The organism is Pullulanibacillus camelliae (assembly GCF_014642655.1).
Lineage (GTDB): Bacteria > Bacillota > Bacilli > Bacillales > Sporolactobacillaceae > Pullulanibacillus > Pullulanibacillus camelliae.
Genome location: NZ_BMIR01000024.1, coordinates 39230 through 52507, shown reverse-complemented (window position 1 = coordinate 52507; position 13278 = coordinate 39230). Strand labels below are relative to the sequence as shown.

The window sequence follows — 13278 nt, the reverse complement described above, 5'->3', positions numbered from 1 at the left end:
CTTTCATCACATCACCTACTTGATGAAGAATCGTCAACGTCGTTTTCCCTTATCGTATCAACGGTTTGCGACCATTGTAAAGATGTTTTGTCACGGATTCAGGTTTATATTTTCTATCTGCAGTGCTCATTTATCCCATTGCCGCAAGACAGCAGAGAACAAAATAAATAAATCCGTGAGAAAAATTGATTGAACGCCTCGTTTGGTATATAATACACTATATTAAATTGAATCGATCCATGGTAATGACAGAAAGGAGTACCTAAATATATCCTTTTTATAGCGAGTTGGGAATGGTGAAAGCCCAATAAGGACTTTAGGGAACGGCAGTCTGGAACCATAACAAATGAAGTGGGCACGAACGTTTGTGTCAAATAGGGTGGAACCGCGTGAGATGATGACTCTCGTCCCTAGGCAATTCTATTTGCCTTTGGATTGGGGGTTATTTTTGTTCTATAAAGAAAACACAGATTTTTTGGCTTTAGCCGCTGATGCATTTTCAAAGGTCACAATGATGTTAAGCTAAAGATATAGGAGGATATAGTGATGGCAACAACAATGGAGCAAATTGTCAATCTTTCAAAACAAAGAGGTTTTGTTTTTCCAGGTTCTGAAATTTATGGAGGCCTAGCTAATACATGGGATTATGGTCCTTTAGGCGTTGAATTAAAAAATAATATTAAAAAAGCCTGGTGGAAAAAGTTTGTTCAACAATCCCCATATAATGTAGGATTAGATGCAGCGATACTAATGAATCCAAAAACGTGGGAGGCCTCTGGCCACATAAGCAATTTTAACGATCCAATGATGGATTGTAAGGAGTGTAAGTCACGCCACCGTGCAGATAAGCTCCTAGAGAGTCAATTAGACACGGATGCGCTTGAGCGTCCAATAGAGGCATTATCCTTCGCTGAGATGGAAGCTTTGATCAGAGAGCATAACATTAAGTGTCCTGTGTGTGGAGCGCAGAACTTTACACCCATTCGTCAATTTAATTTAATGTTTAAAACCTATCAAGGGGTAACGGAATCAAGCTCGGATGAAATCTTTTTGCGTCCGGAAACTGCACAAGGTATTTTTGTTAACTTTAAAAACGTTCAACGGACGATGAGGAAGAAAGTTCCTTTTGGTATTGCGCAAGTTGGTAAATCCTTTAGAAATGAAATCACTCCTGGAAACTTTACATTTAGGACGAGAGAGTTTGAACAGCTTGAGCTGGAATTTTTCTGTAAACCAGGTGAGGAAGAAGAGTGGTTTGATTATTGGCGGACCTTTAGCCGTAACTGGTTGCTTTCATTGAATATGAAAGAGGATCATGTGATGTTACGAGATCACGAAGAGGAAGAGCTTCCTCATTACAGTAAGGGAACAACGGATATTGAATACAAGTTCCCATTTGGGTGGGGCGAGCTTTCAAGTATTTCTTCTCGGACGGATTATGACTTGTCACGTCACATGGAGGTCTCCGGTGAGGATTTGCAGTACATCGATCAGGCGACAAACGAACGGTACATCCCATACGTTATTGAACCTTCACTAGGGGCAGACCGTGTCACTCTTGCCTTTTTAATCGATGCTTTTGAAGAAGAGAGAATCAGTGAGAATGAAACACGCTCAGTGTTACATTTTCATCCAGCTATTGCTCCATATAAAGCGGCGGTTCTTCCGCTATCTAAGAAATTGAAGGATGAAGCGCTAGGTATTTATGAGCAGCTTTCAGAAGAATTCATGGTAGACTATGATGAAACAGGATCTATTGGCAAGCGTTATCGCCGTCAGGATGAGATCGGTACGCCTTATTGTATTACTTATGATTTTGATTCTAAGGAAGATGGACAAGTGACCGTTAGACATCGGGATACAATGGAACAAGTTCGCCTTCCTATTTCTGAGGTGGCTGGATTTTTGAAAGAAAAAATTAAATTCTAAGGGTCGGAGGGATGCACGATGGATGATAAAAAATTTGATCTCCACGATATTGTTGAAATGAAAAAGCCCCATCCTTGTGGAGAAAACAAATGGAAGATCATCAGAATGGGCGCAGATATTCGCATTAAGTGTATGGGTTGTGGCCATAGTGTTTTATTACCGAGGACGGAATTTAAAAGGAAAATGAAAAAGGTGCTCCAGCATGCCGAAGAGTAAGGTCGTCCATGTGACGGCCTATACCTTTGGCATAAAATGGATTTATTTCTCGGGAAATAAATCTTTCCAATAAAGATGCTATAATTCGACAAATTGGACAAGGCTTTAACAATGGCGTTATGATCAGTCATGACGTATTGGCACGCCATAAAAATAAATCGTATATGTTCGTAAGGAGTGGAAGAGATGGCTTTAACAACAGGTATTGTTGGCTTACCTAATGTCGGGAAGTCAACTTTATTCAATGCAATTACACAAGCCGGAGCGGAATCAGCAAATTATCCGTTCTGTACAATAGATCCTAATGTTGGCATCGTGAATGTTCCAGATGAACGCCTCGATGCGTTGACCGATATGTATCATCCTAAGGAAACCATTCCAACCACCTTTGAATTTACAGATATCGCTGGATTAGTTAAGGGTGCAAGCCAGGGCGAAGGATTAGGCAATCAATTCCTGGCTAATATTCGTCAGGTCGATGCAATTTCACATGTCGTCCGTTGCTTTGAAGATGAGGATATTACCCATGTGTCAGGCAAGGTAGATCCCATTGATGACATTGAAACCATTAATCTGGAATTGATTTTAGCAGACCTAGAATCTGTAAATAAACGCCTGCCACGCTTAGAAAAATTAGTTAAGCAAAAAGATAAAGAAGCGCTTTTAGAGCATTCCGCTTTAGTGAAACTTAAAGAGGCTTTTGAGAACGAACAACCGGGACGAAGTGTTGCGCTTACGGATGATGAAAGCCATGCGATAAAAGGTCACAACTTTCTAACACGCAAACCGGTACTCTATGTCGCTAATGTTTCCGAGGATGATTTAGCAAGCGGTGAAGATAATGAGTTTGTGAAAAAAGTAAAAGAGTTTGCAAATAAAGAGGGCTCTGAGGTTGTTGTGATTTCTGCAAAAATTGAATCAGAAATTGCTGAACTTGAGGGCGAAGAAAAGCAAAGCTTTCTTGAAGACCTAGGCATTGCCAAGTCGGGACTGGATCAGCTTATAGAGAAGAGCTATAAGTTGTTGGGGCTCGCCACGTATTTTACTGCTGGTGAAAAGGAAGTACGCGCTTGGACCTTTAAGAAGGGAACAAAGGCTCCTCAAGCTGCGGGTATTATTCATACAGATTTTGAGAGAGGCTTCATCCGAGCTGAAGTGGTTTCCTTTGCTGATCTTATGACAGCTGGCTCTTTAGGTAAAGCCAAGGAAAATGGTAAATTGCGATTGGAAGGGAAGGACTATGTCGTTCAAGATGGTGATGTTGTCCATTTCCGTTTTAATGTATAGGGGGCAGTAGAAAAGAATCTTAGGCTTTGCCTTGAATTTTAAATGAAAATCCTTTATAATTAACTGCTGTGAGTGAATGTGTACACTCTCTGCTCTTTATTAAAAGGGCCGCTATGACCAAAGGGAGTTTCCATCGTGGAACGTTTTTGTGTCGATGAAGAGCGAGTATGAGATCGCTCGGGTGAAATGAGGTGAATAGGATGACTAAATACGAGATCATGTATATTTTGCGCCCAGATTTGGACGAGGATACTGAAAAGGCGACTAAAGAAGGTATCGCCAAAATCTTAACGGATAATGGTGCGGAAATTAATGAGGTTAAAGAATTAGGTAAACGCCGCTTAGCATATGAAATTAATGATTTAAATGCTGGGGTTTATGTTGTTCTGTATGTAACGGCTGGAACAGAAGCGATTAGTGAATTCGATCGTTTGACAAAGATCAATGATAACGTGCTTCGCTTCATGACAATTCGTGATGAAAGAGAACAATAATCTTCAAAAATTAATGGGGAGAGGTTCTGATGATTAATCGAGTGGTGTTGGTTGGCCGTTTAACACGGGATCCAGAACTTCGTTATACGCCAAATGGAGCGGCTGTAGCTAACTTTACGCTAGCCATAAACCGTCCTTTTACGAACCAACAAGGTGACCATGATGCTGATTTTATCCAGGTGGTTGTTTGGAGAAGACAAGCAGAAAACACAGCGAATTTCGTTGGAAAAGGAAGTCTTGTGGGAGTAGAAGGCCGCTTGCAAACGCGAAGTTATGAAAATAACGAAGGGCGAAAAGTATTTATTACTGAGGTTGTTGCCGATAGTGTGCAATTTTTGGAGCCGCGTAATGCACGAGCCAATGCACCATCGACTAATAATTATTCTCAACAGCCCCCTTCTAACAATAACAATAGCAATAGCTATCAACCATCGGCGCCAAATAAAGGTGCTAATGACCCGTTCGGGGATGATCCGTTTGCGGATGATAGTAAGCCTATTGATATCTCGGATGATGATTTACCATTTTAATTTAAGGGAGGGTATAACATGGCACGTCGTGGAAGAGGAAAGCGCCGTAAGGTTTGTTACTTTACAGTAAACAACATTACTTATATTGATTATAAAGATGTTGATTTGCTCAGACGTTTTATTTCCGATCGTGGTAAAATTTTACCTCGTCGCGTAACAGGTACAAGTGCGAAGTACCAACGTCAGCTTACACGCGCAATCAAACGCGCTCGTCAAATGGCGCTTTTACCATATACTACTGAATAATAAGGCAAGGAAAAGCGGAGTGGTCACCACTCCGCTTTTTTTATGCTGTCTATCAGTTTTTATAATTAGCCTGCTGAACTAAGTTTTCTTTAAAAAGTACCAATCATTTACAAATAGTAAGGAGAGAACAAGTGAAACCCTTTTAACTTCACTCATGTTGTTCCAAGACTTAAAGCGATAGCACTTCCGTAGGAGTTGGATTAATTTTGGAGGGTGAATAGCTCCTCGGCTTCATTGATCAAGGTATCAATGAGTGCTTGGACATCTAAGACATGTATTGTTTGCTCTTTCACAATTATCGTGTATTTGGTGTAAGGAAGTGATTCGGCCACGCTCTCGTCTGCGTTTAGTACCTGCTCGTCTGTGAGGGCTAGGATGTCCGATATGCGATCGACTTCAATACCAATTTTTTGACTGCTTGATTTTAGAATCAAGACACGTCTTTCATCCTCCCTCGTTGCCTGTATAGCCTTTAAATTTAAAAGCTTTGCAATATCGATGAGAGGGCAGATCGTTTCCCTTACCCTGAAGAGTCCAATAAGAGCAGGCAAGCCCATTGGGAGGGGTTTAACTTCGGTAGGTAGCGTTACTTCATCAACATCGCTGACGCCGATACCAATTGTATAGTTTTCTAATGTAAAAATAATGAGATCCTTTGAAGTTGAGGTCATGTCATATCCCTCTTTCTAATAATCTTAATAATAATATCGACAGAAAGGAAGCAGAGTTCAAGGTGTTTTTTCTTGTTCATACCACGGATTAAGATGAATGAGGACTTCTTCAACGTTAGTGTCCTTTGTCATTATTGTATCACGAATTTGTCTTGTGATATTATGTCCTTCTTGTATGGTTAAGGTTCCAGGAACACTAATGCGAACATCGATTAAAATATAATTGCCATGCTCGCGTGCTCGTAAGCGGTCAATGCGTTTAACCTCTGGAAAGGCATCAATCATCTTTGCATAAATTTCAATTTGTTCACTTGATACACTGCTTTCCATGAGCACATTAATGGATTTGACGCCCATTTCAATACCGACTTTTATAATGAGTAAGGAAACAATAATACCAGCAATGGGATCCCCATATATAGTATAAGGAATATGAAAGATATCGCCAAGAAAAGCGATGCCGATGCCAACAGCTGCAGCGAGTGATGCCCATACATCGGCAAGATGGTCATAGGCAGTAGCGATAAGGCTTTTGCTTTTAGCCTTTTTCCCTAAACGGATGGTATAAACATAGAGGACCGCTTTAACAATTAAAGAGATTAGCGCTGCAAAAAATGCCCAGAGACTAGCATGAGCAGCCGGTTTGAATAAGGCGTGAATTGACTCATAAATGAGGTAAAAGCCTGCAATGGCTAAAATCAAGGCGATGAGAGCTGAAGCAAGATCTTCTGCTTTCCCGTGCCCATAGGGATGGTCATCATCAGCTGGTTGGTGTGCTACTTTCATAGAGCTTAGCGTTGCGAGTGAGGCAATCACGTCTCCACCATTATGTATACCATCTGCTAATAATGCCGTACTATTAAAAATATAGCCAACGATAACCTTTACGGCGGTAAGAGCCATATTACAAATCAAACTCACCCAAGCGATAAACCAACCAGAAACCTTTTCTTTAACCAATACTTTCACCCCATCAATGAATGTTGAGCAAGGGAAAAATAAAACGACCCTGAGCTAAAAGGGCCGTTACACTTTTCTATTATGTCCAAGTTTAGCAAATGAATAAGCAATCATCATTATCACCAGATTACATCAGATTTTGATCTATACTATTGAGAGCGTATTATACGTCTTAAAACATTAAGACCTCTTGTTTCCATATCTTTTGAGTCCATCTCGCTTAGGGCGGCTTATACTAAAGCAAGTAAAAAAGTGAATGTTAACAAAGTGGTCATTTGCTTCTATGCATTCTTTTACAGTATAATTCAACGGTAGGAGAAGTGCAATGCTGCACAGCTTTTATGAGAATGATAGTGGTGTTAAAGTGTATAATGAAAATAGACAGTAGGGACACGAATAAACGGCATTATTCACATGTCCTTTTTATTTTATACTTTAAAGAATATATTTTTTTTGCTAAAACGATGAAGGGGTACGAAAAATAAACAACGCTTTGTTTTCATCCCCTAAGACTTGTGCGAAGCCATGTTTTCTAATTATAAGTAGTATAAGGAGATTTTTAGATGAAACAAACACGGGCCATTGTTGAGGGAGCGCTTACAGCTGCGCTTTTTATTGTAATCTTATTAGCCAGCATCTATATACCAGTGCTTATTATCATCGGTTTTTTCATTTGGCCATTACCAATGATGTATTTTTGTTCAAAATATGGGTTGCAAAAAGGTGTCATTCCTCTATTGGTTTCAGCTTTTTTAGCCTTTTTATTCACTGATATTATTACAGCCACGGTTGCCTTTTATATGCTAATTATGGGTGTGGTGATGGGATCAGCACTTTTTCATAGAAAATCAGCGTTTGTGACATTAGCGATGGGAACCTTAGCCAATTTGATTATATTAATAGGTGTCTACTTTGTTCTCAAGATGGCATTTGATTTTTCACCCCTTAGTTACTTTGTTGATCAATTTAATCAGGCATTAGATACCTCTATGCGAGTGATGCCAAATTCTATGATCACGGGTGAAGAGAAGGATTCTGTTGCCCTTTTGAAGAATAATTTACAGCAGATGGTGAGCGTTTTAGCTCCTGCACTGCTTGTGAGCTTTTCTGTCACTTGGGCCTTTATCATTGAGCTCATTAGTACCCCCTTTTTAAAGAGATTAAGGGCACCGTATCCAAAATGGTTACCGTTGAGGGAGTGGCGTTTCCCACGAAGCATTATTTGGTATTATTTACTCTCTATTGTCATGATGATGTTCATGAGTCATTCTCAGGGCTCTATGCTTTATATTATGAGTGATAATGTCTTTTATTTACTGGAAATAATTTTAGCTATTCAAGGGGTCTCTTTTATCTTTTACTTTTGTTATAATAAGGAATTAAATATAGCTATTCCAATCATAATAACAATCGCAGGATTTATAGTACCTTGGCTTCTTTATCTCATACGCCTATTAGGTATAATTGACTTAGGCTTTGATCTACGCAAACAGATGAGAAAATCATAAAGAAGGCAAGTGGGGGCTGGCGTTATGTCAAATGAAATGAAACACCCCAGGTGGGGGGCAACAGCAGCTTTAGCAGCCATCATTGGTCTTATTTTTATCATCGTGGTGACGCTTTACTATTGGGTTCTTGGGCTCATTGGTCTTATCGTTGTCATAGCTGTTGTAGCATTATTGAAACTTCAGGATATGAAGCATAAGAAAAAAGTTGAGGACTACATTTCCACCTTGTCACACCGCATTAAAAAAGTGGGTGAAGAAGCATTATTAGAGATGCCTATTGGCATTATTTTATACAATGAAAACTATGAGGTTGAGTGGATGAATCATTACATGTCTTCTCTTACCGGAGAAGAACCGATTCTGTCTCATCCCCTTAACTTGATTTCCGATGCCTTCCTTCCCATCATTAATAGTGATGAAAATGAAGGAGTAGTAACGATAAAAAAACGTAGATATCGTGTGATTTCCAGAGCTGAAGAGCGTCTTCTATATTTGATTGATGTGACTGAGATCAACGAGGTCAAGGTACGCTATGAAAATGAGAAAACGGTGCTTGGCATTGTTTTTTTAGATAACTATGAAGAGATCACACAAGGTATGGATGATCAGATTAAGAGTGGCATTAATAATGAGGTCACTAATTTAATCAAGGATTGGGGCAGCGCTCACGGTATTTATTTGAAAAGATTCTCTGCTGAAAAGTTCATGGCTGTACTGAATCAAAGCATCTTACACGAATTAGAAAAAAATCGCTTTGATATTTTAGATAAAATTCGAGAAATTAAATCCAATTCTACAGTCCCGTTGACGTTGAGTATTGGCGTTGGGACAGGTGCAAAGAGCATCCCGGACTTGGGACAAATGGCTCAATCCGCCCTTGATCTCGCTTTAGGGAGAGGCGGGGATCAGGTTGCTATAAAGAAGGCGTCAGGAAAAGTAGAATTCTATGGTGGAAAATCCAATCCAGTCGAAAAAAGAACCCGTGTCCGTGCGCGTGTGATCTCTCATGCCCTGTCCGAGCTTATTCATGAGAGCGATCAAGTCTTTGTCATGGGACATAAGAATCCCGATATGGACGCTATTGGGGCGGCTATTGGGATTATGAAGATGGCGGAGGGTGATGGAAAACCAGGTCATGTGGTGATTCAACCTGAAGATTATGGCCCGGGTGTGATTAGCCTTATCAATGAAATTCAACAAGATGACCAGTTATGGTCGAAATTTCTGGCTAACGATGATGCTTTAGAGCAAATCACTTCAAAAACACTTGTGGTTGTTGTGGATACACATAAACCTTCCTTGGTGATGGAGCCGCGCCTTTTATCAAAAACAGAACGTGTAGTGGTCATCGATCACCACCGCCGCAGTGAAGATTTTATCCATGATCCTGTTCTTGTTTATATGGAGCCCTACGCTTCATCAACAGCAGAACTTGTCACAGAGCTTTTAGAATATCAAACAAATAAAGTGAAGCTAGGTGTGGTAGAGGCCACCGCCATGCTGGCAGGGATCACAGTCGATACGAAAAGCTTTGCCCTGCGCACAGGGGCAAGAACCTTTGATGCGGCCTCTTATTTAAGGTCCCATGGAGCAGATACCATTTTGGTTCAAAAGCTATTAAGAGAGGATCTTGCACAATATAACCATCGGGCTGAATTGATTCGACGGACCAAGCTTTATAAGGATCATATTGCTATTGCGGTCAGTGAAGAAGACGACCGTTTTGATCAAGTGGTCATGGCTCAAGCGGCAGATACTTTATTGTCGATGAACGGTATTAAAGCGTCTTTTGTTGCTGCGCCACGTGCCGATGGCTATATTGGCATTAGTGCCCGTTCTTTGGGAGAGATTAACGTTCAAATCATCATGGAACAGCTTGATGGCGGGGGGCATCTAACGAATGCAGCCACACAATTGAAAATGCCGTTAAGTGAAGCCGTGCAACGATTAAAGGCAGCCATTGATGACTATCTTGAAGGAGGAGAAGCAGAATGAAAGTCATTTTCTTAAAGGATGTAAAAGGCAAGGGGAAAAATGGGGAAATTAAAGAAGTTTCCGAAGGCTATGCACGCAATTATCTCTTACCTAAAAATCTTGCAGTAGAAGCGAATAAAGGCAATCTTAAGCAGTTGGAAAATAAAAAGAAAAATGATCAAAAACGAGCGCAAGAGGAACTAGAAGAAGCGAAACAGCTCAAAAGTCAATTGGAAAAGACAGAAGTCACCTTAACTGCAAAATCAGGGGATGGCGGTAGATTGTTCGGTTCCATCACAAGTAAGCAAATTGCTCAAGAGCTTAAGCAAAAAGGGTTTAAAATCGATAAGCGCAAGATTGAACTGAATGATCCGATTCGGACATTGGGCTACACGGATGTTCCGATCAAACTTCATCATGACGTCACTGCGACCTTAAAGGTTCATGTGAAGGAACAATAGCTTGAATTTTATTCCCTTATTTTTAATGCACAGTAAGCCTTTTGAGGACAAGCTTTTTCGTGGCCTGTCCTCTCCTACTTGGAATGATTTTAGAAGGAGCGACTATAAGCAATGAGTGATTTGTTTGCCGATCGTACACCTCCTCATAATATTGAGGCTGAGCAGGCGGTCTTAGGTGCGATCTTTTTAGAGCCACAGGCCATTGTTACTGCCTCAGAGTCACTATTACCTGAAGACTTTTATCGGGCAAGTCACCAAAGGATCTATTCCGTCATGCTCGACTTGTCTGAGCACGGTGAGCCAGTGGATGTGGTCACGGTCACATCGGAGTTAAGGAACCAAAAGCTGTTAGAAGAGGTCGGAGGCTTAGATTATTTAAGCGAATTAGCTGATTCCGCGCCAACTGCTGCCAACATTCAATTTTACAGCAATATTGTTGAAGAAAAGGCCCTGTTGAGGCGACTGATTCGTTCTGCAACGCAAATTGTTTCAGACGGTTATACACGTGAGGATGATGTTGACGTCATCATTGATGAAGCGGAAAAAACCATTTTTGAGGTCGCCCAGCGTAAAAAGGTGTCTGCCTTTCAATCGATCAAAGATGTTTTGGTGGAAACCTATGATAATATTGAACTCCTCCATAACCGGAAAGGGGATATTACCGGTATTCCCACAGGCTTTGCGGAACTGGACCGGATGACGGCGGGGTTTCAACGCAATGATTTAATTATCGTAGCAGCACGACCATCAGTAGGGAAAACGGCCTTTGCCTTGAATATTGCTCAGAATGTCGCGACCAAGACTGACGAAAATGTTGCTATTTTCAGCTTGGAAATGGGAGCAGGCCAACTGGTTATGAGGATGCTTTGTGCGGAAGGGAATATCGATGCCCAAAAGCTAAGAACAGGGAAATTGGAAGAGCAGGACTGGCAGAAGCTGGCCATGGCCATGGGCAGTCTTTCCAATGCAGGCATCTATATTGATGATACCCCAGGGGTAAGGATCAATGAGATCCGGGCAAAATGCCGGAGGCTGCAAAAGGAAAAAGGGCTAGGCATGATACTGATTGATTATCTGCAACTCATTCAAGGCTCCTCTTCGGGTCACAGTGAGAGCCGGCAACAAGAAGTATCAGAGATATCTAGATCGCTTAAGGCCCTTGCCAGGGAGCTGGAGGTGCCGGTTATTGCCCTGTCACAGTTATCTCGTGGTGTGGAGTCGCGACAAGATAAACGTCCGATGATGTCTGATATTCGGGAATCAGGAAGTATCGAGCAGGATGCGGATATCGTTGCTTTCCTATACCGAGATGATTATTATGACAAAGAGTCGGAGAAGCAAAACATTATTGAGATCATCATATCGAAGCAGAGGAATGGCCCCGTCGGTACCGTTGAGCTTGCTTTTGTTAAGGAATACAATAAGTTTGTGAATTTAGAGCGCAGGCATAATGAAAGTGAGATTCCGGCGGGGACAGCCTAGAATAATAACAATCATCTTAGGGAACGATGGGATGGAGCGAATGGCAACTGGGATTCGCTCCATTTTTAATGAAAATATTAAAATAACAACAATTCACGAACAAAATATATATTTATATTGTTTAATGTTCGTAAATACCATTGACGTTCACCACTTGAGTTGATACACTTAAGATGTAATACATTTGATACGATCCATTTATGAAAAAACACTGGGAGGTCCATTTTTTATGCCATCTGTCGTTGTTGTTGGCGCCCAATGGGGCGATGAAGGAAAAGGAAAAATTACCGATTACTTGTCAGGAAATTCAGAAGTGATTTCACGCTATCAAGGTGGGGATAACGCAGGTCACACAATAGCGTTTGATGGGCAAACATATAAACTCCATCTTATTCCTTCAGGCATCTTTTATAAAGATAAAATTTGTGTCATTGGAAACGGCATGGTTGTAAATCCAAAATCACTTGTTTCAGAGCTTCACTATCTCCATGAACGTCATGTGACAACAGATAATCTTCGTATTAGCAATCGTGCACACGTCGTTTTACCTTACCATGTGAAATTAGATTGCGTGGAGGAAGACCGTAAAGGGACAGGAAAAATAGGTACAACGAAGAAGGGCATTGGACCAGCATATATGGATAAGGCAGCTCGTGTGGGTATAAGAATTGCCGATCTGCTTGAGCCAGATACTTTCAGAGAAAAACTCGAGAAAAACCTCGAAGAAAAGAATCAGCTATTTGAAAAGGTATATGAAACGGAAGGCTTTACTCTAGAGGAAATTTATGATGAATATATAGCTTATGGAAAAGAAATCGCACCCTATGTTTGCGATACGTCAGTTGTGTTAAATGACGCACTTGATCAAGGAAAACGCGTGCTCTTTGAAGGGGCACAAGGTGTCATGTTAGATATTGACCAAGGAACCTATCCATTTGTTACCTCCTCCAATCCTGTTGCAGGTGGGGTCACGATCGGAGCAGGTGTTGGTCCTACCAAAATCAATCATGTCGTTGGGGTCACTAAAGCCTATACCACTCGAGTAGGTGATGGTCCTTTCCCAACGGAGCTTCATGATGAGATTGGCAATACGATTCGTGAGGTCGGTCGCGAATATGGTACGACGACCGGACGCCCTCGCCGTGTCGGTTGGTTTGATAGTGTCGTCGTTCGTCATGCCAAACGGGTGAGTGGTATTACCGATTTGACTTTGAACTGCTTAGACGTTTTGACGGGATTGGAAACTGTTAAAATATGTGTGGCCTATAAGTACAAAGATACGATCATTGAAGAATATCCAGCGAGTTTAAAAGTGCTTTCTGAGTGTGACCCTATTTATGAAGAAATGCCCGGCTGGACGGAGGATTTAACGCAAATTAAAGGCTTGGACGAACTTCCAGCCAATGCAAGACATTATCTTGAAAGAGTAGCACAGCTTACAGGGGCTCCCGTTTCTATTTTTTCAGTGGGCCCGAATCGCAATCAGACACATCTTATTCGCCCGGTGTTTGCATAAAAAT

General features: G+C 41.2%; 13 protein-coding genes. 11 read left to right on the top strand and 2 right to left on the bottom strand.

The window, feature by feature from the left end; genetic code table 11:
* Positions 1–546: 546 nt before the first annotated feature.
* The 6 genes from IEW82_RS17610 (at position 547) to rpsR (ending at position 4702) form a co-directional block, all read left to right on the top strand.
* Entirely contained in the window at positions 547–1929 is a 1383-nt protein-coding gene (locus IEW82_RS17610; protein ID WP_188697847.1) for a glycine--tRNA ligase, read from the top strand.
* Between the two features lie 18 nt (positions 1930–1947).
* A complete protein-coding gene (locus IEW82_RS17605) occupies positions 1948–2145 on the top strand; it encodes a DUF951 domain-containing protein (protein ID WP_188697843.1) in 198 nt (65 codons plus the stop codon).
* 186 nt (positions 2146–2331) lie between these two features.
* Positions 2332–3432, top strand: a complete 1101-nt coding sequence (gene ychF / locus IEW82_RS17600; protein WP_188697840.1) for a redox-regulated ATPase YchF — start codon at positions 2332–2334, stop codon at positions 3430–3432.
* 200 nt (positions 3433–3632) lie between these two features.
* Positions 3633–3926, top strand: a complete 294-nt coding sequence (rpsF, locus tag IEW82_RS17595; protein WP_188697837.1) for a 30S ribosomal protein S6 — start codon at positions 3633–3635, stop codon at positions 3924–3926.
* A gap of 29 nt (positions 3927–3955) precedes the next feature.
* Positions 3956–4456 (top strand): single-stranded DNA-binding protein, encoded by a 501-nt coding sequence (gene ssb, locus IEW82_RS17590; protein ID WP_188697835.1) that lies wholly within the window; start codon positions 3956–3958, stop codon positions 4454–4456.
* A gap of 18 nt (positions 4457–4474) precedes the next feature.
* The gene (gene rpsR, locus IEW82_RS17585) at positions 4475–4702 is read left to right on the top strand and encodes a 30S ribosomal protein S18 (protein WP_188697832.1); all 228 of its coding nucleotides are present in this window, start codon (positions 4475–4477) and stop codon (positions 4700–4702) included.
* A gap of 200 nt (positions 4703–4902) precedes the next feature.
* Here rpsR and IEW82_RS17580 read toward each other — a convergent pair whose 3' ends face one another.
* Positions 4903–5373: a chemotaxis protein CheW gene (locus IEW82_RS17580; protein ID WP_188697828.1), complete on the bottom strand. Its 471-nt coding sequence runs from the start codon at positions 5371–5373 to the stop codon at positions 4903–4905.
* A gap of 57 nt (positions 5374–5430) precedes the next feature.
* Positions 5431–6333 carry a cation diffusion facilitator family transporter gene (locus IEW82_RS17575; RefSeq protein ID WP_373285736.1) on the bottom strand — a complete coding sequence of 301 codons (903 nt, stop codon included), beginning with the start codon at positions 6331–6333 and terminating at the stop codon, positions 5431–5433.
* Positions 6334–6896: 563 nt separating this feature from the next.
* Here IEW82_RS17575 and IEW82_RS17570 point away from each other — a divergent pair.
* The 5 genes from IEW82_RS17570 to IEW82_RS17550 all read left to right on the top strand — a co-directional run bounded on the left by IEW82_RS17570 (position 6897) and on the right by IEW82_RS17550 (position 13274).
* On the top strand, positions 6897–7841 hold the full coding sequence (locus IEW82_RS17570) for a YybS family protein (protein ID WP_188697825.1): 945 nt from the start codon (positions 6897–6899) through the stop codon (positions 7839–7841).
* 24 nt (positions 7842–7865) lie between these two features.
* Positions 7866–9836, top strand: a complete 1971-nt coding sequence (locus IEW82_RS17565; protein ID WP_188697822.1) for a DHH family phosphoesterase — start codon at positions 7866–7868, stop codon at positions 9834–9836.
* Positions 9833–10276 carry a 50S ribosomal protein L9 gene (gene rplI, locus IEW82_RS17560; RefSeq protein WP_188697819.1) on the top strand — a complete coding sequence of 148 codons (444 nt, stop codon included), beginning with the start codon at positions 9833–9835 and terminating at the stop codon, positions 10274–10276. Before IEW82_RS17565 ends, rplI begins: the two co-directional genes overlap by 4 nt.
* A gap of 111 nt (positions 10277–10387) precedes the next feature.
* Positions 10388–11758: a replicative DNA helicase gene (gene dnaB, locus IEW82_RS17555; protein WP_188697816.1), complete on the top strand. Its 1371-nt coding sequence runs from the start codon at positions 10388–10390 to the stop codon at positions 11756–11758.
* Positions 11759–11987: 229 nt separating this feature from the next.
* Positions 11988–13274 carry an adenylosuccinate synthase gene (locus tag IEW82_RS17550; RefSeq protein WP_188697813.1) on the top strand — a complete coding sequence of 429 codons (1287 nt, stop codon included), beginning with the start codon at positions 11988–11990 and terminating at the stop codon, positions 13272–13274.
* Positions 13275–13278: the final 4 nt, after the last annotated feature.

Coding starts and splice junctions, on each gene's coding strand:
- rpsF (WP_188697837.1), top strand. CDS start 3,633: ATGACTAAATACGAGATCATGTATATTTTGCGCCCAGATTTGGACGAG.
- ssb (WP_188697835.1), top strand. CDS start 3,956: ATGATTAATCGAGTGGTGTTGGTTGGCCGTTTAACACGGGATCCAGAA.
- IEW82_RS17565 (WP_188697822.1), top strand. CDS start 7,866: ATGTCAAATGAAATGAAACACCCCAGGTGGGGGGCAACAGCAGCTTTA.
- IEW82_RS17605 (WP_188697843.1), top strand. CDS start 1,948: ATGGATGATAAAAAATTTGATCTCCACGATATTGTTGAAATGAAAAAG.
- rplI (WP_188697819.1), top strand. CDS start 9,833: ATGAAAGTCATTTTCTTAAAGGATGTAAAAGGCAAGGGGAAAAATGGG.
- IEW82_RS17570 (WP_188697825.1), top strand. CDS start 6,897: ATGAAACAAACACGGGCCATTGTTGAGGGAGCGCTTACAGCTGCGCTT.
- dnaB (WP_188697816.1), top strand. CDS start 10,388: ATGAGTGATTTGTTTGCCGATCGTACACCTCCTCATAATATTGAGGCT.
- IEW82_RS17550 (WP_188697813.1), top strand. CDS start 11,988: ATGCCATCTGTCGTTGTTGTTGGCGCCCAATGGGGCGATGAAGGAAAA.
- IEW82_RS17580 (WP_188697828.1), bottom strand. CDS start 5,373: ATGACCTCAACTTCAAAGGATCTCATTATTTTTACATTAGAAAACTAT.
- rpsR (WP_188697832.1), top strand. CDS start 4,475: ATGGCACGTCGTGGAAGAGGAAAGCGCCGTAAGGTTTGTTACTTTACA.
- IEW82_RS17610 (WP_188697847.1), top strand. CDS start 547: ATGGCAACAACAATGGAGCAAATTGTCAATCTTTCAAAACAAAGAGGT.
- ychF (WP_188697840.1), top strand. CDS start 2,332: ATGGCTTTAACAACAGGTATTGTTGGCTTACCTAATGTCGGGAAGTCA.